Below are 18,509 nucleotides of genomic sequence, written 5' to 3'. Positions count from 1 at the left end.
TAATCGCCCCCGGACCCCCGTATTAATGAACGAATGAAACAGAAATGGAATTACTTCCAGGTAAATACCCGGTGATCCAGGCAGGGAATCCAGCCACGGTAACGGGTGACACGCACCGGGTCCACCTCGGCCATGGCGAAACCTTCCCCGTCGGGACAGCAAGCCACCACGGTTCCCCACGGATCCACGATCATGGAACGCCCATAGGTGCGTCGCCCGCCCGGATGCTGTCCCCACTGCCCGGCAGCCAGCACATAGCTGAAATTCTCGATGGCCCTGGCCCGCAACAACACCTCCCAATGATCCTTGCCCGTGGTCAGGGTAAAGGCGCTGGGCACGGAAAACAGAATGGCTCCCATATCCACCAGCTTGCGGAACAACTCCGGAAAACGCAGATCGTAACAGACCGTCAGGCCCAGCACCCCCCAGGGGGTGGAAACCACCACCGGATCGTGGCCCGGTTCCACCACGTCCGATTCCAGATAGGTCTGCCCGCCGCCAAGGTTGGCGTCGAAGAGGTGGATCTTCTTGTAGCGGGACTGAATGCGCCCCTTGTCGTCCACCAGCAGGGAGACGTTGGCCACCCGTTCCCCTTCGGTGGCCAGGGAAATGGAACCGCCGACGATCCAAACCCCCAACTTCCGGGCATAATCCCGCAAGAACTGGATGGAGGGACTCGTTTCCGGATCCTCCCGATTGCGACGCCGCTCCTCGTCGTTGGCCCCCATGTAGGAGAAGTTCTCCGGCAGAACCAGCAGGCGCGCCCCATGGTGAGCCGCCGATTCCAGAAGGCGGCCCGCCCTCTCCAGATTGCGATTGCGATCCGAACCCGAGCAGAGTTGAATGACGGCCGCGGTGACCGGCTCCAAATCCATCCTGTCCATGGCCATGATTCGCCCCTCTAAACCGGAGCCAGCAGCGGATCGAGTTCTCCGGCGGCGTCCAGGGCATGCAGATCGTCGCAACCTCCGATATGCCGTTCCCCGATGAATATCTGGGGCACGGTCTTGCGCCCGTTGCTACGGGTCAGCATCTCGTCGCGACGATCCGGTTCCTTGTCCAGGTTGACTTCGGTAAAGGCGACCTGCTTACGTTCGAGGAGGCGTTTGGCCCGAACACAATAGGGACAGGTGGTGGTCGAAAAGATGAGAATCTCCGGCATGGCTCACTCCAGGTGGAAGCGGTTTCCCGTAAACGTGCAATGAACCGAACGAACCGGCAAGGCCAGTCGCGGCACCACCCCGAAACATGGCATCACCAGGGGTGGGGGTGCAAGGAAAGACGAGAGGAAAGGCCCATTTTTCCTTCGGAACATCCCGGAAGAGGGAAGACGGGGAGCATCATCGAGGGGTTCGGGGCAGCTCCCCTGGACCTCTTCTTTCCGCTTCACAACGTGCGGGCAAAACAGGCGATCATCACCCGTGACGCCCCCGCCCGATACAACGTCGCCACCGCATTCTGCAGTGTGGCTCCCGTGGTCATGACATCGTCAAGCACCACTACGGTACGCCCCTTGACCACGGCAGGCCGCGCCCAGAAGGCTCCCATGAGGTTTTTGACCCGCTCGGCGCGACTCAATCGGGTTTGCGGCAGGGTCCAGCGCAGGCGCAACAGGGCCTTGCTGTGCAACGGCACACCCAGTCGCCGCGCCACCTCCCGGGCCAACAGTGCGGACTGATTGTATCGCCGCCGGATCAGCCGCCAGGGGTGCAGCGGAATGGGAACAACCATGTCGGGAGCCTGCCGTGACAGCGCTTCTCCGCACTCCTGCCACCACAACTCCCCCATCAACGCGGCCCACTCGGTGCGGTCCCCGAATTTCAGCCCGGTCACCAGTTGATCCACCGGCTCCTGAAAAACGAAAGGGCAAAAGAACCCCTCCCCGACACGGCTCTCCCGGCGACAGATGGCACACCCCTCCGGCAACTCCCCCGGAAAGAGCATGCCGCAACGCCGGCAAACCCCTTCCGGAAGCTTGGGCAGACTTGTCCGACAGGCGTGACACAACAAGGTCTCTCCGATCGGTTCGCCCTGACACAGGGGACAAAATCGCGGAAAGAGTCCATCGAGCAGACGGGCGATCATGGCCGAGATCCAACCCTTTTCAATCCACGCCACTGGGGGTATCTATGAAGCCTCACTCCTTCTCCTGCCAAGGCATGTTTCCCCATGGACGATTCCCCTTCCGAGCCCCTTACACAAACCCTGACGCCACCGCCGCCGCGTCTTGATGCACGGCGCGTGCGACGGGCCATCTCCCGGGTGACCTCCGGGGATCCCTCCACTCTGCCCCTGCTGCCCCAGGTCAGCCGACTGTTGGTGGAAAGACTGGAGGAGATCCGCCTGGAACCGGCGCGTATCCTGGAACTGGGCTGCCGCAGCGGAACCACCCCCGCTCTCCTTCACGCCCGGTATCCCAAGGCAACCCTGATCAGCGGGGCCTTTACCACCCCGTTGCCGCCCCGTCCGGAAAGCGGCAGCCTCTTTTGGCGCCGCCCGCTGCCCGGATTGGTGCTGGAAAGCCATCGTCTGCCCTTTGCCACCGGATGCTTCGACCTGGTGGTCTCCTCCCTGGCGCTGCACTGGTGGGGAGCCTTGCTGCCCTCTTTGCGGGAGATCCGCCGGGTCATGGCCGACAACGCACTGCTGCTCTTCACCGTACCGGGAAGCGAAACCCTGCGCGAGCTGAACCAGGCCCTGACAAGCCACGACACCGCCCGGGGGGGACGTGTCTGGCCCAGAATCGCCGCTTTTCCGGATCTGGACGAACTGGGTCGGATGATGCAGGGGGCGGGGCTCTCCCTGGTGGTGGTGGATCGGGAGAAGATCACCCCCACGGTGCCGTCGGTCCGTGATCTGGCGCTGTTGCTGCGCCGTCTCGGAGCGGGCAACCACCACCACCTGCGTCCCTCGGGATTGTCAGGCAGCGCGTGGTTCAACCGCATGGAACGGCACTATCGTTTGCAAGCGGGTCTGGATGAGCGACAGGCGTTACCCGTCACCATCGACATTCTCTTTGGCCACGGCTGGAAGAATCCGACCAAATCCTGAGGCCGGGGCAGACGGGAACCTTCGGGAAAGGAGCCCCCTCGGTGGCCCTTGTCAAAACAACCGTTGCCAAATCGGCGGTTTGGGCAACTCACAGACGGCATCGTTCCATTCCGGCACAGGCTCCGGTTCCACACGGGAGAAGACCCACCAGGGTTTGATGCCCTTCGACGTCCCGCAGCCGCATCCCGCCCGGCGGGGATGGAACACCTTCACCAACAACGGATCCTCCATGGCCTGCACATAGACCATGGTGGTCCACACACCACGCTCTTCCCGCAAGATTTCATCCACCAGTTCCCGCAGGCGGGTCGTGACCCGTTCGCCGCTTTCCGGCGCTCCGTGAGGCTGCCCCGGCGCAACGGCATACCAGGAATCGTAACCGGCCATGCGCTGACACAGATTTTCCAGATCATCCACCCGGATCATGCCATCGAAACGTCCGTTCAACAAACTGCGAAACCCCGCCATCGTCTTACCTTTCCGCTTTGCGTTCCCGCCCGAAAAGAGGTAATACCACTCCGACAGGCACAATGAAAGCCCCTTTTCAATCCATCCCCGTCTATTCCGGGAGAGACTCGTCATGGCTGTCGGTCCCATTGCCACTGTGCTGCTGCCCCCCGTGGCAGGTTTTCAACTGGCCGCCACGGCTGCCGGCATCAAGAAGAAGGCGGGGCTGCTCGACCTCCTCCTGGTAACCAGCGCGGATCCCTGCGCCGTGGCCGGGGTGTTCACCACCAACCGCTTCGCCGCCGCGCCGGTGGTGCTGTGTCGGCAACACCTGAGCCACGGCAAGGCCCGCGCCCTGGTGGTCAACTCCGGAAATGCCAACGCCGGATTGGGCGCGGTCGGACTCGAAAACGGGCGGCGTGTCATCAGCCAACTGGCCGAAGCCCTCCAGGTGGACGAAGCGGAGATCTTCATCGCCTCCACCGGCGTCATCGGCGAACCCCTTCCCGTGGAACGTATCGCGTCCGCCCTGCCCCTGCTGCTGCGCAACAGGAATACCGACTCCTGGGAAGCGGCGGCCCAGGCCATCATGACCACCGACACCTTCCCCAAGAAGGCCTTCCGGCAGTTCGACCTCGACGGACATCCCGTCACCGTCTGCGGGTTTGCCAAAGGGGCGGGCATGATCCACCCCAATATGGCCACCCTTTTGGCCTACTGCTTCACCGATGCCGCCATCGACTCCCCCACCCTGCAAACGTTGCTGTCCGGCGCCGTCGACACGAGTTTCAACGCCATCACCGTGGATGGGGATACGTCCACCAACGACACTCTGATGGTCTTCGCCTCCGGTGCGGCCCACAACCCGGTCATCACCGATGCGGCTTCTCACGGAGCCGCCCTTCTGGGGCAGGCCCTCACCGAAGTCTGCCAGGAGCTGGCCCGATTGATCGTGCGGGACGGGGAAGGCGCTACAAAATTTCTCACCATCCGGGTTCACGGCGCCGGCACCGATGCCCAGGCCAAACAGGTCGCCAAAGCGGTGGCCCACAGCCCCCTGGTCAAAACCGCCTGCGCCGGCTCCGACCCCAACTGGGGACGTATTCTGGCGGCGGTGGGTTACGCCGGGGTGCCGTTCGACATGGAGGAGGTAGGTATTTCCCTGGGGGAGGCGGAGATCGTGCGCGGCGGCATGCGCGCCCCGGATTACCGGGAAGAGATGGGCCAAGCGGTGATGTCGCGCCCTGAAATCGACATCACCATCCGCTTGGGATCGGGGCCGGGGGAGGGTACTGTCTGGACCTGCGATTTGACCCATGAGTACATTGCCATCAATGCCGACTATCGGAGTTGAGTTTATCCACCCTCTCTTTCAGACGATCCCACTCCTCCACGGCATTCCGCAATGACGGCGGTGTTGTGTTGTATCTCTCTCGGAGGGCTTTCGGAAGCCCTCCGATCAAGGATTTGATATCGCCATCATTGATCTTTGCCTTGTAATTATTCGCTTCATCAATATCCTCGTCGGTAAACTTGAGCCACGCCAGCCATGTTTCGATATTTCGTCTTGGAATAAAGCGCGCGAGGACAACTTTTTTATTCGATAAATCCACCGAGATATCAATCTGTCTATATTCATCTTGTGACGCTGCTTTATCTGCATCCATCACAACAATCACGATTCGCCTAACATCCGTTTTAACAGCTCCTTTGACAACAGCATCGGCATGGGTTCGAACGAACTGTTCCCCGGACCCGATAGAACCACGTGGCACGGGGGTGATGCGCCGGGAAGGAACTTTTTTTGTCCGCAGAAAAGCCGAAATGGCCCGCTCAGTCCGGACATCCTCACAAAGAATCGTGAATTGCCAGCCATCGAACAAATCCACCTTCAGCCCTCCGTGATCCAACCCTGCTCTACCAGGATCGACAGGGGCAACTCCTTTTCCCGGTCTCCATCCAGCATATTCCTCTTTCGAGTCATGCCATTCTGGCAATACAGCCATGTTATATCATCCATTGCAAAACCATCCATGATGCGTGGATGATGGGACAGCATCAAATATTGTGAAGAAGATTCTTCCTCCTGGTCGTAGTATTCCAAGACCATCTGAAACCAGTGCTGCACCTCCGGAAGGGCCAGATAATTTTCAGGTTCATCAAACAATACGGTACACTTTCGATTAGAATAAGCAACTAAAATAGAGTACAATACTATGAGTGCTTTCTGCCCATCGGATAGCTGATTGAACTCCAGGTTGGAAACCTTCTTCCCAACTCCAAATACACGCGCTTGCAACCGATACAAACTGCCCGATTTACTGAAAGAGAGGGAACTGAAATATCCTTCCATAATATTTTTCAGTGTTGCTACTATTTCATCTTGGATTTCCGGTTCCTGAAGCACGATGCGGTTGTACCAAGCCGCATAATTGGACAGATCCGCTTGCAGCATCTCAGCCAACTCAACACATTCCTGTCCCAACAACGATGGGTTGAAACGCACCAGGCAGAGCCCTTCCCGCAACCAGTTCTTGAACCATTGCAGGCGGCGGTTTTCCCGATGTGGCATCAACCAACCTATCCCGGAACGACTCCAGTCCGTGGGAAAAACCGGACCTTCCCTCTGTACGGCATCGTCCCGAAACAATTGAGCCAGACCTCTCGCCTGTTTTCTGCCGTCAACCTCCTCGACCTTGATCTCGAAGACAAACAGGTTCTCCTCGTTGAAGGTCAGTCTCTCCTCCCACACGCGGCAGCGGTTGCCTTCCAAATCCAGATCGATCACCAGACGATAGCGGTAAATCCCGCCGTTTCCCTCCACCGTCAGTTCGAAACTCTGCCTCGGTTCGGGATGTTCCCGCATCCAAAAGGGAAAGTCCCGAGCCAGAAAAACCTCTCCAACATCCCGTTGCTCGACAATATAACGACGAATCTTGTCGAGCGCGTCGAACAGCGAACTCTTGCCGGAACCGTTTTCCCCCAGAAAGAGGCCCAGCCTCCGCAATTCCACGTCGAAATTGACCAGACAGCGGAAATTGTCGATGTAGAGCCTCTTCAACACGGACCGACCCTCCCAAACAGCGAAAAGGCATGGACAGAACCCGCGCCATGCATACAATTCCAGCTACACAACAAGATGTCCCATTGAAACGGATGGTATCATATGGTTCAGACCCCAACAAGCACGCCCTCCCCGGTGCCCCTCTCCTGGCCGGAGATCGACACCGTCCTGCTCGACATGGACGGCACGCTTCTCGATCTGGCCTTCGATGACCGTTTCTTCCGGGAGATCGTGCCCGCCGCTTACGGGCGTCGCCACGGTCTGGCCTTCGAGGAGGCCCGGCATCGGGTCTTCGCCGCCTACAAGACGGTGGAACGCACCCTGCCCTGGTACGACATCGACTACTGGAGCGAAACCCTGGAGATCGACGTGGCCGCCCTGAAGACGGATCACGCCGACGGCATCCGATTGCTGCCCCATACCCTGACCTTTCTGAAAGCGTTGCAGGTTTCCGGAAGAACCCTCTTCCTGGTCACCAACGCCCACCCCTCCTCCCTCTCCCTGAAGATGGCCCAAACCGGCATTGCCCCCTACTTCCGGGCGATTCTCTCCAGCCATCAACTGGGCCTGCCCAAGGAAGAGATCACCTTCTGGGCACGTCTGGCGGAAAAACTGCACCTCGATCTCAACACCTGCCTGCTCATCGAGGATGCCGAAGCGGTGTTGCGCTCGGCCCGGCGGGCCGGGATGCCCCATCTGTTGCACTGCGCCGCCCCGAGTTCGACCCTGCCGACCCGATATTCCGCCGAATTTCCATCCGTGGCCCGCCTGACGGAACTTCTGCCAATTCCTGGTATCGAAATTGCTAGGAACATGATATAAACAACGAGGCAAACGTTGTCCGGCAGGAGGGGATATGGGCGTTCTTTCGGGGTGGTTCAATGGCCCCATGCGCCATTTGGGCGTGCGATACGAGGATGGGGAGTATATCTTTCGTCAGGGGGATACCGGAGAGACCATCTATTCGGTGCAGGAGGGCCACGTCGAAATTCTGGCGGCCCGTGAGGGGTGTCAGGAGATGGTTCTGGCCGTTCTCGGCCCCGGAGAGCTTTTCGGCCTCACGGTGTTGACCGGCGATTTCGTGCGCACCGTCACCGCTCGCGCCAAAGGAAACGCCCGCGTGCTTTCCGTGGATCGGCTCACCCTGGTGCGGCAGATGCACACCGATCCCGCGCTGACCTTCCGTATCCTCGCCCAGAGTCTGGAGCGCCTGCGGGAGTTGACCCGTTCCCTGCCGTGCCCCGGAACCACCCTCGCAGGCGAAAAAGAGATCGCTCTCTCCCTTCCCTGACATCACACTTTCGCCGGATCCTCCTCCAAGGCCAGCAGGTCGATGCCCGCATAACGGGCAATCTCCACGGAGCGGGGATCCGGATAGGTTCCGCCGAAGACCACCTTCTCGATGCCGACGTTGGCCAGGGCCCCCATGCAGGAAGCACACGGCTGACAGGTCACGTAGACCGTGGCCCGCTCCAGCGACATGCCGTAACGCGCCGCGTTGGCAATACCGTTGATTTCGGCATGAGCGCAGACACAGAGATCCAGCCCCTGCCCCGAAGGAATGCCCTTCTCCCGGCGAATACAAACGGAAGGATGCGGATAGCCGCTGGGCACCCCGTTGAACCCCGTTGCCAGCAGCCGTTTGTCTCGCACAAAGACCGCACCCACCTTGCGCCCCGAGGCGCAGGTACTCATTTGGGAGGCCAACCGGGCGGCATCCATCCAGTGGCGGTCCCATGAAGGCCGTTGCACGTTTTCACCATCCGTTTCAGCCATGTTCCGACATTCCCGACTTGCGATAAACTACCCCGTTACCACCCGATTCCGCCCCAAACGCTTGGCCTGATAAAGCGCCTCATCCGCCAACTGAACCGCCTCCCCCGGACCGTCCCCCGGTTGCGGCGAAGCGACGGTCACGCCGATGCTCAAGGTGACGACCTTGGCGACCTCCGAACACTCATGGGAAATGGCCAGAGCCTCGACGGCCGCCCGCAGATTCTCCCCCACCTGGGCCGCGCCGGAACCATCCCCGATCTCCGACAGGACCACGGCGAACTCCTCCCCCCCGTAACGGGCCACCAGATCGCCGGGCCGTTTCAAGGTACGCTCCAGGGTTTCGGCCACACCGCGCAGGGTGGCATCCCCCGCCTGATGTCCATAGGTGTCGTTGAAGCGTTTGAAGTAGTCGATATCCACCAGCATGAGAGCCAACTTCTCCTGCTGCCGGGCCGCCCGACGCCACTCCTTCTGCAGAAACTCGTCCAGGTAACGCCGGTTGGCAATACCCGTCAGCCCGTCCAGGAAGATCAGCTTCTGCAACTTGCGGTTGGCCTCCGCCAGCTTGCGGGTCACCTCCAGCAGTTCCAGTTCACGCGCCTTGCGGGTATCCATCTCCTGTTTGAGCCGCAAGGCCGAGCGTACCCGCGCCGCCAACTCCACGGCCACCACCGGCAGATTGAGATAGTCCACCGCACCGGCGGAAAAGAGCATGGCCAGCCTTTCCACCGACTCCTGAGAGGTCAGGGCGATGATGGGTACATCCCGGGTATGTTCGGCGTTGCGAATCTCATGGCACAGTTCGCGGCCTTCTCCCTCCCGCATGGTCCCGTCGACCAGGATCAGGTCGAGACCCGGCACGGCGGTACCCGGATCGTCGAGACCCAGAATGCGGTAGACATCCCCAAGGGAATTGGCAATAACCAAATCGCCAAAGCCCTCCTCGCGCAGGAGCGCTTCCAATTCCTGGCGAATAGGCATCGACTGGTGCGCGATCAGAATGCCCATGACACCTCCTTCCCGAGAATCCGGACGAACGGCAGGACGCCGCCTCGAACAGTATACGAAGGATAAAGGATTAAAACCAGAAAAGGCGGCTTAAAGAGCCGCCTTTTCTGGAATACGGAATCCTCAAAGGATCAGAAACGCTCGAATTCGCTGTCACCGACCGGTTCGTCGTCCATATCGAGACTCACACCGCCCCCTTTGGCTGCCGGTTTGGCCCGCGCCGCAGGTGCCGCCTTGGCACGCGGGGCCGGCAAAGCCGCCACCGGGCGTTTGGCCGGGGCCCGGGAGGTCGCCGCCGGGCCGCTTTTGCGGGAGGTGGTGGAGGATGAGCCCCCATGCCCGCCACTCACCCGGAAGAATCCGATCGCTTCCGCCAGTTTCTTGGCCATGGAAGCCAGCTCTTCCGCCGTGGCCGCCATCTCTTCCGAAGCGCCGGCGTTCTGCTGGATCACCTGATCCAACTGCTGAATGGCTCCGTTGATCTGGGAAGCCCCCTGACTCTGCTCGTTGGATCCGGCGGAGATCTCCTGCACCAACTCGGCGGTGCGCTGAATATCCGGCACCAGCTTCTTGAGCAGATTGCCCGCCTTTTCCGCCACATCGACGCTGGATGCGGAAAGATGGCCGATCTCACCCGCCGCCGACTGACTGCGTTCCGCCAGCTTGCGCACTTCGGCGGCGACCACCGCGAAGCCCTTGCCGTGTTCACCGGCGCGGGCGGCTTCGATGGCGGCGTTCAGGGCCAGAAGGTTGGTCTGACGGGCGATTTCCTCGATGATGGAGATCTTGGCGGCAATCTCCTTCATGGCCGTCACCGCCTGCTCCACCGCCTTGCCGCTCTCCACCCCGTCCTGGGCCGCCTGCCGCGAAATGCGGTCGGTCTGCTGGGCGTTTTCCGAGTTCTGGGCAATGTTGGAGGCCATCTGCTCCATGGCTGCGGAGGTCTCCTCCACCGAAGCCGCCTGTTCCGTGGCTCCCTGAGAGAGTTCCCCGGAACTGGCCTGCATGGCCATGCCGCTCTCCGTCACCGATTTGGAGGCCTCCTGGACTTTGAGGACCACGTCCCGCAAATTGGTCACCATCTCTCCCGTGGCCGCCACGGTCAAGCCGATATCGTCACGGCTGCGGGCTTCGGGAACGGTGACGGTCAGATCGCCCTCGGCAATCCGGGAAATCAGGGCGCGCAGTTCGCTGACCGGCCCGATGGCCAGGCGTTTCACCAGGGTGAAGATCACCAGTCCGATGAGAACGATACTGCCCAGGGCCAGACCCAGAATTTTGAGCAGGGCTTCCTGCACATGGGCCTGCATCGGTTTGAGATCGGCCAGAATTTCGAAGGCGCCCCGTTGCTCACCGTAGGACCAGCCCTCCATGCGAATTCCCAGGGGATCGTACCCCTTGCCTTCCGGATAGTCCCGCTCCGTGCCGTGGCAGACCATGCACTCCCGATTCAGAACCACCGGGCGCATGTAACGCAGCACATTCTGTTCGTGGTCGATCTGCCAGAATTCGTCCTTGTCCTCCCGGGACATCTTTTCGAGCATCTCCCGCTCGATGGGGGAGGCTTCGTTTTTGGGATTGCGGGCCCCGATACGGGTGACGCGGAATTCGTGGTGGGCGTCCTTGGCCTTCTGCTGGCCGATGGTCCACCCGGCTACGATGGGGATGGTCTGATAGAAACGGGTCTTGCGGGCGGCCTGAATGATCTCTTCCTGACTGCGGGCGTTGGATTTGCGAACCTCTTCCTGAGCTTCCTTGACCAGGGACTCATCGAACATCTTGTCCCGCCCCAGGCCGGCAATATAGTTGCGGGCGCTTTCCGCCTGAACGACAATGCTACGCGCCTGAGCAATCATCGCATCCATCGAATCGACTTCGATGCGATTCTTAACCATAAAAACAACAAATACAAACGACAATATTACTATGAGTACAGCAGAAAGGATGATTCGCGTCCCAAAGTTTACATCTTTCAGAGCATTCATTCGCCCCATCCTCCGGACAACAAAGAGCTATTCCCAACGGACGGCTCTTTATATCTGAAAATGGGAACCATCACCAGGAAACGACAGCAAAATCGGTAAAATTTTTCAGATATCCTGTCGGTCGAAATCGCGCACTCCCTGCAAAAATTCGCTCAAAACACCCACGAGTCTCGTCATCTCCCTCTCCTCGGGCGGCACCTGCAAGGTCAGGGACAGCTGCATCCACGAAGCCAGACAGGGAGCGCCCACCCGGGCCGCGATCGGCAGAAGTGCCTCCATCGCGGAACGCTCCCGCTGCAGTTGATTCACCATGCGCAGCACCACCTCCTCCGCCATCGTCTTCCCGGCCAGCTCCGCCAGCTCCTCCCGGAATCCCTCGGGATCGGGAATGTAAGGATTGGAATAGAGCTTTGCCCCGGCATAGGCCCGTTCCACGACTCCCCCCAGACAAAAGCGCAGAACCTGGGTATTCTTCTCCCGCTCGCGCATGGTGCTGCGCTCCTCGAAGATTTTCAGAGCCAGCACCAGAAAAGCCCCTTCCAGACAGAAGCCGATCAGGACGGGCAACATGGTCCGGGTCAAATCGGTTTGCCAATAAAGCCAGAAGGTCAAAAACGGCGTTGCGGCGAGAAAGACGAAGAAAAAGATGATATTGAAGAGAACGATCCCCTTGACGAAGGCCACCCGGGACCGTTTGGCCCCTGGCGTCCCTTCGGTCGATTTCAGCTCCTCATCGGCCATGATTACCTCCAAAACAAGCAAGTGTCTAATGAACGGAGTTGGCGGAGTCCGTCAGCAGGCTCTCCATGCGCTCCCCGACAAAAATGACCAATCCCGTTTGCCGCAACATTCCGTCACCCATGAATTCGAAGGCATAGACGCGCCGCAAATGCCATCTTCGCCCCGAACGAACCGGTCGCAGGCTGATCAGGACCACGGTTTCATCGAGCAGAACCACCTCCATCTCCCGACAAATCCGGCTGACCACGTTCCAGGCCAGTTCACGGGCCTTCATGTGCCAATGCCACCATGCCAGGATCAGGCCCAGTCCTGTCAACAGGTAAAGTTCCACGAAGGCCAATCCCCTTTTCGGCTTGCCCAATGCCCCTGCCGGGAGCATTATGCCACGTTTGGTTGAGGCAGGATACCACCTTGCCACAGGTTCCCTTTTTCGCATGAGGTCCGCATGCCTCTGATTCAACTGGCCCAGGTAACCCTGGCTTTGGGCGGACCGCCCCTGCTCGATGAAGCCAATCTGGTTCTCGACAAAGGGGAACGGGTCTGTCTCATCGGTCGCAACGGCATGGGCAAAACCACCCTGCTGCGCCTGCTGGCGGGAGAGATGCCACCCGATCAGGGAGAGGTGGTGCGTGCGCCGGGTCTGCGTATCGCCCGACTTCCCCAGGAGGTGCCCGAGCTGGGCGGACTCTCCACCCTGGAGGTGGTGGCCCGTGGTTTCGGCGACGAGGCGGGCCGGGCGGTGGCCGCCTGGCACCAGATGGAGAAAACCGGCGTCACCGGCTGCGCCCTCACCCCCGATCAGGTGCATGACGCCATGCTGCACCTGGACGGCTGGGGCATGGAAAGCGCCGTACTGGCCCAACTGACCCGCATGCAGCTCGACGGGAGCGCACCCTTCGCCAGCCTCTCCGGCGGCACCCGGCGTCGCGTGCTGCTGGCCCAGGCCCTGGTCACCTCCCCGGACCTTCTGCTGCTCGACGAACCGACCAACCATCTGGATATCCAGGCGGTGGAGTGGCTGGAAAATTTCCTCCTCACCTGGCCCCAGGCACTGCTCTTCGTCACCCACGACCGGGCCTTTCTGCGCCGTCTGGCCACCCGCATCCTCGAACTGGACCGGGGGCGCCTCACCTCCTGGCCCGGCAACTATCAGAACTATCTGGACGGCAAACAGGCGGCACTGGAGGTCGAAAGCAAACAAAACGCCCTGTTCGACAAAAAACTGGCCCTGGAGGAGGTCTGGATCCGCAAGGGGGTCAAAGAGCGGCGCACCCGCAACGAAGGACGGGTGCGGGCCCTGCTGGAGATGCGCAAACAGCGGCGGGCCCGTCGGGACACTCCCGGAAGCGCCTCCTTCACCATCTCCGACGGTCAACGTTCCGGGCGCCTGGTCATCGAAGCCCGCAAGCTCACCTACGCCTGGGAGAACAAACCGATCGTGCGGGATTTTTCCACCACCATCCTGCGGGGTGACAAGGTGGGCATCATCGGTCCCAACGGCTGCGGCAAAACCACCCTGATCAATCTGCTGCTGGGCCGGATCGCCCCCGAAAGCGGCAACCTGCGTCTGGGCAGCGGCATCGAAGTCTGCTACTTCGACCAGCATCGCAGCGTCATCGATCCCAACGTCTCCGTCATGGAAAATCTCAGCGACGGCGGCGACACCATCCGGGCCGGCGGACGCTCCCGCCATCTGATCTCCTATCTGCAGGAGTTCCTTTTCACCCCCGATCAGGCCCGTGCGCCCGCATCGACCCTTTCGGGGGGGGAGCGCAACCGCCTCATGCTGGCCCGGCTCTTCGCCAAACCCTCCAATCTCCTGGTACTGGACGAACCCACCAACGACCTCGACGTGGAGACCCTGGAACTGCTGGAGGAGCAGTTGCTGCTCTACCCTGGCACCGTACTGCTGGTCAGCCACGACCGGGCCTTTCTGGACAACGTGGTCACGTCGATATTCATCTTCCAGGAAAACGGACTTCTCGCCGAGTCGGTCGGCGGCTACGAAGACTGGCTGGCCCAACGCCCCGAGGCCGATGCCCCGGCAGGGGAAGAATCGCGCAAGACGCCCTCCCCGACTCTTCCGCCCCGTGGGGAAAACAGCAAAAAAGCCCCGGCGACCAAACGACTGAGTTTTCGGGAAAACCGGGAGCTGGAGGAGCTGCCCCCGCGCATCGAGCAACTGGAACGGGAGATCGCCACCCTCCAAACCCGCCTGGCCGCGCCGGACTACTACCGCCGGCCCCCCGCCGAGATCAACACCGATCACATCCGCCTGGGCGCCCTCGAAACCGAGCTGGCCGCCCTGTTTCACCGCTGGGAAAGTCTGGAAGCCCGGTCAAGTGGCCCGGCCGACTCATAAAAACTTGCCATTCCTCCAAATTACTCCTACAAAGGATACTGTCCGACGCAATGAATTGGAGGTTTTCATGAATACAAGTCTGCCCGTCGTACACGGATCCAGAACCCTGCCGGTACCTGTTGGTCTGCAGGACGGCGCTTTTGAACGCTTTTTGACCACCGTGCAGAACTATCCCTACCTCTCCGCCAAAGAGGAGGAGGCCCTTTTCGAGCGCTTTCGCCTGCAGGAGGATCTGGAAGCCGCCCATCAACTGGTCTGCAGCCATCTGCGCCTGGTGGTCAAAATCGCCCGGGAATACCTCGGGTACCATTCTCATCTGCCCGATCTGGTTCAGGAGGGCACCCTGGGGCTCATGCAGGCGGTCAAACGCTTCGATCCCAGCCGGGGCGCCCGCCTGGCGACCTTCGCTCTCTGGTGGATCCGCTCCGCCATTCACGAATTCATTCTGCAAACCTGGAGCCTGGTCAAGATCGGCACCACCCAGATGAAGCGGCGGCTCTTCTTCAAGCTGCGGCAGAACCGGCTGGACGCCTCCATCCTCAGCCACGACGAAGCCGAAGAGCTGGCCCAACGGTTTCAAGTGGACAGGGAGACCATCCTCGAAATGGATGCCCGACTCTACCAGCGGGACATCTCACTCAACGCTCCCAGTGTCGAGGATGGCGAAGACCGGCTCACCCAACTGCCCGACCATCGCCCCAATCCGGAAGTCCGTGCCATGGGGCGGCAACATCAGCTTCGGGTCAAGCAGCTTGTTTCCGAAGGAATGGCCGGGTTGGACCACCGGGAACGACTCATCGTGCAGCATCGTTTCCTGGAGGAGGAGACCAAGACCCTGGCCGAACTGGGGGAGATGCTCAGCCTGACTCGGGAGCGTATCCGGCAACTGGAGAAGAAGGCCATGGAAAAACTGGCCCGAACCCTGTCAGCTCTGCCGGCGGCGCGGGAAGTGCTGGGCTGAAACCACATCGGCGCACCGCCGGACGGTGCGCCGCAATCCGTTCTATTTGTTGGCCGCTTCTTCGGTCTGATTCTCCGCCCGGCGCGGCTTGTCGAACCGGGTCAGGGTGTTCTCCTCGAAAATCTGCTCCAGATAACGCAGATAGCGATGCCCGGTAGCCGCATAGGTGGAGAGACCGGGCAACATACCGACCCCGGTGATTTCCCCCCCCTTCTGACGCAATTTGACCCGCAAATCCCGGAACCCCTGGTAGCTTTCCTTGGTATTGAGTGCCTCGATATGGGCCAGAATCGAATCCTCCGGGGTTTCGAACCGCTTGGCTTCGTTGCGATTGCCGGGACGGCGCTCCCGAGGCACGATGCCGCATCCGGGGGTGTTGCACATGTGTCCGAAATAGTTGTACCCGGCACGGGCGAAGCGTGAGGTGCCCCAGGCCGATTCGGCGATGCCCTGAGCCAGGATGAGGGAGACCGGAACCAGATCGATGCGGCTCAACAGATCCCGGAAAAAGCCGTTCCCGTTTTCGGCAAGGGTCGATTCCACCCGGAAGGATTCCGCCCGTTCCCCCAGCCAGCGGTACTCCTCCACGCTGAGCGACTCCCCTCCCTGGTAGCGGGCCTGCAGCATCTGCACCCGATGGCGCTCCTCCAGCAGACGCCGGTTCTCCTTTTCGATGAAGGGCACGAAAAAGGAGATGAAATGCCTCTTGCGGGCATCCATGGGGAAGATGGCGGTGAAATCGGGAACCGACACCTGCGACTTTTCGGAACGGCGCTCCGGAAGGTTGCGAAGCCCGTGGGCATCGTCAACCTCGGAAAGAGTGGTCAGCGAGGGGCTCTCCGAGGGAGTCGACCGGTCGTTTTCGAGGGAAAGGCTTCCGGAGGAGGAGGCGTCCGGGGAGTGTGAGGGTTTTGCGGAGGGTTTGCGCGCCAGAGGCTTGGGAAGGGGCAAGGGCACCTTGCCGGTCAATCCGGTACCGCTTTGTCGTTTGCGGTACTCTCCCGCCTTGGCGTCGTCGCCCAGCAGAAAACTGGTCTGTTCCAGAGTGACCAGGGCCATACGCTCGATGAGGTCGTAGAAGTTGCGCTTGGCGGTATCGACCGCCTGGGCGCCCTGTTTCTGCCGCATACCCTCGTCCATGGCCGCCAGCGGGGCCTGACGGAAATGGGCGTCGCTTTCGTTTTCGGGGCCGATGAGACGGGCGTCTTCCACATGGTCCAGAGCCTTCTGACCGTATTGCAGCGCCCGGGCTCCGTCCCGCAGTTGGGAAGCGTAAAACTGCGCCAGCTTCAGACAGACTTCCGCCTGTCCGGCGCGATTGACCTGTTTTTCGAGGGTGGCCAGGCGCGAAAGGTAGACCTGTTCAAGATCCTTCTGACGGCTCCATTCCAGCTCCTGGGCCGAATCGACGAACGAGACGGGGGAGGGGATTCCCGACGCCTCCCGGAGAGAGAGATTCAGCCCCCCCTCTTGCGTCGTGGTCGTTCCATTCGGCCCTGCAGGCTGTTCCACCCGAGTGGACGTTGCATCCGATCCTTGAATCAGAGTGGCCGCACAGCCACCCGACAGCATCCCTGCCATGATCAACGCTGACAATCCCGCACGGCCGGTCATCATCCGGTACCGGTCGCTACGCATTCTGAAAACTCCTCCTCCCTCGCCGACACCCTTTTGGGAACTGGCAGCGAAAAAAGTTCGGACGGAAAACGCCGCATTATGCTAGAATATCGGCTACTTGGCAATCGAAATGTTCTCTCCCACGGAAAAACAATGAAAAACAAAGCGATAACCATAAAGCAGTTCAAGGATCTGAAGCCGGATCGGATCCTTGCCGCCGTGGAGAGTCAGGGTTTCCGTTGCGATGGCACCCTGTTGCCCCTCAACAGCTTCGAAAACCGCGTCTACCAGGTCGGTATCGAGGAAGAGACACCCCTGGTGGTCAAGTTCTACCGTCCCGGACGCTGGCCCCGGCGGGCCATTCGGGAAGAACACGCCTTTATGCAAGAGTTGAACCAACAAGGCTTGCGTCTGGCCCATCCCCTGGCCGATATCCGGGGCAACACCCTGCACCGCCTGGGTCACATCTCCTTCGCCCTCATGCCGCGATTGCGAGGCCGCAATCCGGACATGGAAGATCCCGTCATTCTGGAACGCATCGGCATCACCCTGGGAAAGGTTCATGCCGTTGGCGGTCGCCGGCGTTTCGAGCATCGCCCCACTCTCGACGTCAAACATGTGGGCACCCGCGCCTGTCGGGAGATCGATGCCTCGGGGCTGCTGCCCAAACCCCTGCGCAAGGAGTTTCAGCTCCTCACCAACCGGGTGCGATTCGCCATTCGGAAAGGCTACGAACGGGTGGGCAAGGTACCCCTGATCCGGCTGCACGGCGACTGTCATCCCGGCAACATTCTGTTGGACGGACCCGTGGTGCAGTTCATGGACTTCGACGATTGCGGCACCGGCCCGGCGATACAGGATCTCTGGACCCTGATGCCCGACGACGCCGCCCTGCAGGGCCAGACCTTGAGCCATCTGCTGAAAGGCTATACCCGGGAATACCCCTTCAACCGGGAGGAGTTGCACCTGGTGGAACCCCTGCGCACCCTGCGCATGCTGCACCATGCCGCCTGGGTGGTGCAGCACTGGGGCGATCCGGCCTTTCCCAAGGCTTTTCCCCACATGACGGAGGTCTCCCATTGGGAAAATTATCTGGTGGCGCTCGAAGGGCAACTGGCTCGCCTGACCCTGCATCCGGACGCCGTCATCGCCTTGTAGCGACGAGGAACATCATGGCGCGTTGTCGACTTTTCCCCGGTTTGCTGGCCCTCACCCTGTTGAGCGGCACCACCGCCCTGCAGGCTGCGGAAGCCTGGCAGCCGCCACCTCGCGACGAAACGGTGGAAGAGGTCAACCCGATCTTCGACGTGCTGATTCTCCGGCCTCTGGGCCTGTTGGGCACGGTGGCGGGCGCGGCGGCTCTGGTGGTCACCCTGCCCTTCGCGGAAAACGAGAACGGCACCTTGACCGATGTGCCCCAAGCCGCGAGGGAGTTTGTCGGCAAACCCGCCGCCTTCACCTTCACCCGGCCCCTGGGACAGATGAAAAAGGATCCGT

The 18,509-nt window shown here is 60.8% G+C and carries 20 protein-coding genes; 8 read left to right on the top strand and 12 right to left on the bottom strand.

The genetic code is table 11. The features are described from left to right. Positions 1 to 50: 50 nt before the first annotated feature. The 3 genes from HQL56_02375 to HQL56_02365 form a co-directional block, all read right to left on the bottom strand. Positions 51 to 875 (bottom strand): carbon-nitrogen hydrolase family protein, encoded by an 825-nt coding sequence (locus HQL56_02375; GenBank protein MBF0308362.1) that lies wholly within the window; start codon positions 873 to 875, stop codon positions 51 to 53. A gap of 26 nt (positions 876 to 901) precedes the next feature. Next, positions 902 to 1,162: a glutaredoxin 3 gene (grxC, locus tag HQL56_02370; GenBank protein ID MBF0308361.1), complete on the bottom strand. Its 261-nt coding sequence runs from the start codon at positions 1,160 to 1,162 to the stop codon at positions 902 to 904. A 224-nt stretch (positions 1,163 to 1,386) separates the two neighbouring features. Continuing rightward, a complete protein-coding gene (locus tag HQL56_02365) occupies positions 1,387 to 2,085 on the bottom strand; it encodes a ComF family protein (GenBank protein MBF0308360.1) in 699 nt (232 codons plus the stop codon). An 84-nt stretch (positions 2,086 to 2,169) separates the two neighbouring features. On the opposite strand from HQL56_02365, the gene HQL56_02360 reads away from it, so the two are divergent. Further along, the gene (locus HQL56_02360; GenBank protein MBF0308359.1) at positions 2,170 to 3,051 is read left to right on the top strand and encodes a methyltransferase domain-containing protein; all 882 of its coding nucleotides are present in this window, start codon (positions 2,170 to 2,172) and stop codon (positions 3,049 to 3,051) included. Positions 3,052 to 3,102: 51 nt separating this feature from the next. On the opposite strand, the gene HQL56_02355 is transcribed toward HQL56_02360, so the two are convergent. Then, positions 3,103 to 3,519, bottom strand: a complete 417-nt coding sequence (locus tag HQL56_02355; GenBank protein MBF0308358.1) for a hypothetical protein — start codon at positions 3,517 to 3,519, stop codon at positions 3,103 to 3,105. A 112-nt stretch (positions 3,520 to 3,631) separates the two neighbouring features. On the opposite strand from HQL56_02355, the gene argJ reads away from it, so the two are divergent. Further along, entirely contained in the window at positions 3,632 to 4,852 is a 1,221-nt protein-coding gene (argJ, locus tag HQL56_02350) for a bifunctional glutamate N-acetyltransferase/amino-acid acetyltransferase ArgJ (protein MBF0308357.1), read from the top strand. Here the strand turns inward: argJ and HQL56_02345 are convergent. Next, positions 4,830 to 5,387 (bottom strand): hypothetical protein, encoded by a 558-nt coding sequence (locus HQL56_02345; GenBank protein MBF0308356.1) that lies wholly within the window; start codon positions 5,385 to 5,387, stop codon positions 4,830 to 4,832. The genes argJ and HQL56_02345 overlap by 23 nt on opposite strands. A gap of 2 nt (positions 5,388 to 5,389) precedes the next feature. Continuing rightward, positions 5,390 to 6,562, bottom strand: a complete 1,173-nt coding sequence (locus tag HQL56_02340; GenBank protein ID MBF0308355.1) for an AAA family ATPase — start codon at positions 6,560 to 6,562, stop codon at positions 5,390 to 5,392. Positions 6,563 to 6,664: 102 nt separating this feature from the next. On the opposite strand from HQL56_02340, the gene yrfG reads away from it, so the two are divergent. Together yrfG and HQL56_02330 are read left to right on the top strand one after the other, a co-directional pair. Further along, on the top strand, positions 6,665 to 7,384 hold the full coding sequence (gene yrfG, locus HQL56_02335) for a GMP/IMP nucleotidase (GenBank protein ID MBF0308354.1): 720 nt from the start codon (positions 6,665 to 6,667) through the stop codon (positions 7,382 to 7,384). A 34-nt stretch (positions 7,385 to 7,418) separates the two neighbouring features. Beyond that, complete coding sequence (locus tag HQL56_02330; protein MBF0308353.1) at positions 7,419 to 7,853, top strand: cyclic nucleotide-binding domain-containing protein; 435 nt, start codon at positions 7,419 to 7,421, stop codon at positions 7,851 to 7,853. Positions 7,854 to 7,855: 2 nt separating this feature from the next. Here HQL56_02330 and HQL56_02325 read toward each other — a convergent pair whose 3' ends face one another. The 5 genes from HQL56_02325 to HQL56_02305 form a co-directional block, all read right to left on the bottom strand. Continuing rightward, positions 7,856 to 8,338: a dCMP deaminase family protein gene (locus tag HQL56_02325; GenBank protein ID MBF0308352.1), complete on the bottom strand. Its 483-nt coding sequence runs from the start codon at positions 8,336 to 8,338 to the stop codon at positions 7,856 to 7,858. Positions 8,339 to 8,365: 27 nt separating this feature from the next. Continuing rightward, a complete protein-coding gene (locus HQL56_02320) occupies positions 8,366 to 9,346 on the bottom strand; it encodes a diguanylate cyclase (GenBank protein MBF0308351.1) in 981 nt (326 codons plus the stop codon). Positions 9,347 to 9,477: 131 nt separating this feature from the next. Then, positions 9,478 to 10,785, bottom strand: coding sequence for a HAMP domain-containing protein (locus tag HQL56_02315; GenBank protein MBF0308350.1), 1,308 nt, complete (start codon positions 10,783 to 10,785; stop codon positions 9,478 to 9,480). A gap of 651 nt (positions 10,786 to 11,436) precedes the next feature. Further along, positions 11,437 to 12,072 (bottom strand): hypothetical protein, encoded by a 636-nt coding sequence (locus tag HQL56_02310; GenBank protein ID MBF0308349.1) that lies wholly within the window; start codon positions 12,070 to 12,072, stop codon positions 11,437 to 11,439. A 25-nt stretch (positions 12,073 to 12,097) separates the two neighbouring features. Then, positions 12,098 to 12,403 carry a DUF3301 domain-containing protein gene (locus HQL56_02305; protein ID MBF0308348.1) on the bottom strand — a complete coding sequence of 102 codons (306 nt, stop codon included), beginning with the start codon at positions 12,401 to 12,403 and terminating at the stop codon, positions 12,098 to 12,100. A gap of 114 nt (positions 12,404 to 12,517) precedes the next feature. Here HQL56_02305 and HQL56_02300 point away from each other — a divergent pair, with 114 nt between their 5' ends. Both HQL56_02300 and HQL56_02295 read left to right on the top strand, forming a co-directional pair. After that, positions 12,518 to 14,434 (top strand): ATP-binding cassette domain-containing protein, encoded by a 1,917-nt coding sequence (locus HQL56_02300; protein MBF0308347.1) that lies wholly within the window; start codon positions 12,518 to 12,520, stop codon positions 14,432 to 14,434. Positions 14,435 to 14,501: 67 nt separating this feature from the next. Further along, the gene (locus HQL56_02295) at positions 14,502 to 15,395 is read left to right on the top strand and encodes an RNA polymerase factor sigma-32 (protein ID MBF0308346.1); all 894 of its coding nucleotides are present in this window, start codon (positions 14,502 to 14,504) and stop codon (positions 15,393 to 15,395) included. Between the two features lie 42 nt (positions 15,396 to 15,437). Here HQL56_02295 and HQL56_02290 read toward each other — a convergent pair whose 3' ends face one another. After that, positions 15,438 to 17,033 carry a glucosaminidase domain-containing protein gene (locus tag HQL56_02290; GenBank protein ID MBF0308345.1) on the bottom strand — a complete coding sequence of 532 codons (1,596 nt, stop codon included), beginning with the start codon at positions 17,031 to 17,033 and terminating at the stop codon, positions 15,438 to 15,440. Positions 17,034 to 17,165: 132 nt separating this feature from the next. On the opposite strand from HQL56_02290, the gene HQL56_02285 reads away from it, so the two are divergent. Together HQL56_02285 and HQL56_02280 are read left to right on the top strand one after the other, a co-directional pair. Next, positions 17,166 to 18,170, top strand: a complete 1,005-nt coding sequence (locus tag HQL56_02285; GenBank protein MBF0308344.1) for a serine/threonine protein kinase — start codon at positions 17,166 to 17,168, stop codon at positions 18,168 to 18,170. A 14-nt stretch (positions 18,171 to 18,184) separates the two neighbouring features. Then, positions 18,185 to 18,509 (top strand): hypothetical protein (locus HQL56_02280; protein MBF0308343.1); only part of this gene is annotated, 325 nt, incomplete at its 3' end.

The sequence above is a fragment of the Magnetococcales bacterium genome, from assembly GCA_015231925.1.
In the GTDB taxonomy this organism is placed as follows: domain Bacteria; phylum Pseudomonadota; class Magnetococcia; order Magnetococcales; family JADGAQ01; genus JADGAQ01.
The sequence above is the reverse complement of the archived record's forward strand: the minus strand, read 5'-3'. Positions and strand labels throughout refer to the sequence as shown.

What these genes read in the sequence shown, in the direction of transcription:
- HQL56_02365 (MBF0308360.1), bottom strand. Translation starts at nt 2,085, where the DNA reads ATGATCGCCCGTCTGCTCGATGGACTCTTTCCGCGATTTTGTCCCCTG.
- HQL56_02315 (MBF0308350.1), bottom strand. Translation starts at nt 10,785, where the DNA reads ATGGTCTGCCACGGCACGGAGCGGGACTATCCGGAAGGCAAGGGGTAC.
- grxC (MBF0308361.1), bottom strand. Translation starts at nt 1,162, where the DNA reads ATGCCGGAGATTCTCATCTTTTCGACCACCACCTGTCCCTATTGTGTT.
- HQL56_02360 (MBF0308359.1), top strand. Translation starts at nt 2,170, where the DNA reads ATGGACGATTCCCCTTCCGAGCCCCTTACACAAACCCTGACGCCACCG.
- yrfG (MBF0308354.1), top strand. Translation starts at nt 6,665, where the DNA reads ATGGTTCAGACCCCAACAAGCACGCCCTCCCCGGTGCCCCTCTCCTGG.
- HQL56_02310 (MBF0308349.1), bottom strand. Translation starts at nt 12,072, where the DNA reads ATGGCCGATGAGGAGCTGAAATCGACCGAAGGGACGCCAGGGGCCAAA.
- argJ (MBF0308357.1), top strand. Translation starts at nt 3,632, where the DNA reads ATGGCTGTCGGTCCCATTGCCACTGTGCTGCTGCCCCCCGTGGCAGGT.
- HQL56_02300 (MBF0308347.1), top strand. Translation starts at nt 12,518, where the DNA reads ATGCCTCTGATTCAACTGGCCCAGGTAACCCTGGCTTTGGGCGGACCG.
- HQL56_02295 (MBF0308346.1), top strand. Translation starts at nt 14,502, where the DNA reads ATGAATACAAGTCTGCCCGTCGTACACGGATCCAGAACCCTGCCGGTA.
- HQL56_02320 (MBF0308351.1), bottom strand. Translation starts at nt 9,346, where the DNA reads ATGGGCATTCTGATCGCGCACCAGTCGATGCCTATTCGCCAGGAATTG.
- HQL56_02355 (MBF0308358.1), bottom strand. Translation starts at nt 3,519, where the DNA reads ATGGCGGGGTTTCGCAGTTTGTTGAACGGACGTTTCGATGGCATGATC.
- HQL56_02290 (MBF0308345.1), bottom strand. Translation starts at nt 17,033, where the DNA reads ATGCGTAGCGACCGGTACCGGATGATGACCGGCCGTGCGGGATTGTCA.
- HQL56_02285 (MBF0308344.1), top strand. Translation starts at nt 17,166, where the DNA reads ATGAAAAACAAAGCGATAACCATAAAGCAGTTCAAGGATCTGAAGCCG.
- HQL56_02325 (MBF0308352.1), bottom strand. Translation starts at nt 8,338, where the DNA reads ATGGCTGAAACGGATGGTGAAAACGTGCAACGGCCTTCATGGGACCGC.
- HQL56_02375 (MBF0308362.1), bottom strand. Translation starts at nt 875, where the DNA reads ATGGATTTGGAGCCGGTCACCGCGGCCGTCATTCAACTCTGCTCGGGT.
- HQL56_02330 (MBF0308353.1), top strand. Translation starts at nt 7,419, where the DNA reads ATGGGCGTTCTTTCGGGGTGGTTCAATGGCCCCATGCGCCATTTGGGC.